Annotated in this window: 1 protein-coding gene and 1 pseudogene; both read left to right on the forward strand. The window is 61.4% G+C overall.

Features of this window, described 5'->3' with window-relative positions; all coding sequences use genetic code 11:
• The first annotated feature begins 591 nt into the window (after positions 1 to 591).
• Positions 592 to 1,188 carry a hypothetical protein gene (locus ACFWI9_RS34150; RefSeq protein WP_387169163.1) on the forward strand — a complete coding sequence of 199 codons (597 nt, stop codon included), beginning with the start codon at positions 592 to 594 and terminating at the stop codon, positions 1,186 to 1,188.
• A gap of 107 nt (positions 1,189 to 1,295) precedes the next feature.
• Positions 1,296 to 1,418: pseudogene (locus ACFWI9_RS34155) on the forward strand (IS5/IS1182 family transposase); the annotation flags it as partial.
• Between the last annotated feature and the right edge of the window lie 93 nt (positions 1,419 to 1,511).

The following is a 1,511-nucleotide window of genomic DNA, read 5'->3' on the forward strand; positions in this document are numbered from 1 at the left end:
AGCCACCCCGCACACTCTCTCTAAAACACCACCCACATATTATTTTTATCCCCCCCCACCATCCCCCCCCCCCCCCCCCCCCCCCCGCGGCGCCCCCCCCCCCCCCCCCGCGCGCCCGCCCCCGCCCCCCCACGGCCATCTCGATCTGAGCGAGGCCGGGAAGACAGGACCACTCCCGCGGAGATCGCTACTACACCACTCAGCGGGACACCATCGTCCGAACCGCGACGGCAACGCGCCGCCGATGAGGGCGTGACAGACGGGCATCACCTTCCGAATCCACGCTCAACAACGGCGCGACAGGCGGAAACGCTGGCGAGGCAGGCACAGCAACAACGGTGAAACGGAAACTGCGCGACACGCCTGCGCGGCAGGGCAGCCGCACCGGCCGACCTCCTAGGCTGGGTGGCGATTGATCATCATCTGGGCTTGACCCTCCAACGACCATGGCGGACGACAGCGCGGGTCTCCTCGAGATCAAGAGCAAACCCACGTGAACTGGCATGAGGGACGGGTGATTGGAAGTTGCGAAGACTACACGGCTCCACCCTGGTCACCATCGGGGGCCTCGCGTGGGCTTCGGTAATCCAGATGCTCATCATCAACTTGATTGTCCGTAGCAGATGGTCCTCGTACAGCGGAGAACGCGACGCGATTTCCGCTCTAGGGGAAACGAAATGCGGTACTTTCAATGGTGTGCACATTTGCTCCCCCTGGCACGAAGCAAGCAATATCTCGTGGGTAGTTGCCGGATTTTGCCTGACGATCGGAGCGTGCTGCAATGCGCGTTACTGGCCGGCGAGTAAAGTGAGAAATCTAGGTCTCATTGCGGTCGCAGGTAGTGGCGCTTCACTCGTCTCCGTGGGCGTGAATCCGCGGAATGTGCGCAAGGCGGCACACCTCCTATCCGCCGATGCCACCATCGTCTTGGGGGTCATCGGGGTATTCTGCCTCGGTTTGGCTTTTATCCGACTCGGCTACTCTGTATGGGGAAGTATTGGAATGGCCTGCGGAATTGGCGGGCTCCTGTCTTCCGCGTGTGTGAAGATCTACAGCCTCAAAGCATTCCACGGTTGGTTTGAACGACTGGCCATTTGGCCAGGACTCTTCTGGCTCATGATCACCGGTAGCCTCATCGTCTACAAAGCCGTGACGACCCCCCGCCAAGCGAGCGAGAAACGCTACTGAGCCTTTTCCAACCTGCCTCGGCAGGTTGCCAGTTGGCCTGACAACGCGGTGAAGCCCCTGGTAGACGGGTTTTCGACCAAGAGAACCGTGTCCACCAGAGGCTTCGCATGCTTGTTTACCCGTCCGGCGTAGACGTGTCCAGCTCTACCCTTCGTTTCCTGGCCGCCCGCCTGCGGCAGCATCGCCGTGATCTCGGTACCCGGTGGCGGCGCCTGAGCGTAGGCCGGCAGTGAAGCTTCCCCTTGCTCTTGGACACCTGGAGACTGGGATCTTGAGGTTCCAGAGGAAGTAGCACCAGGTGGGAAGTAAGTACGCGAAGCGGT

The organism is Streptomyces sp. NPDC127084 (assembly GCF_042724175.1).
Taxonomy (GTDB): Bacteria; Actinomycetota; Actinomycetes; order Streptomycetales; family Streptomycetaceae; genus Streptomyces.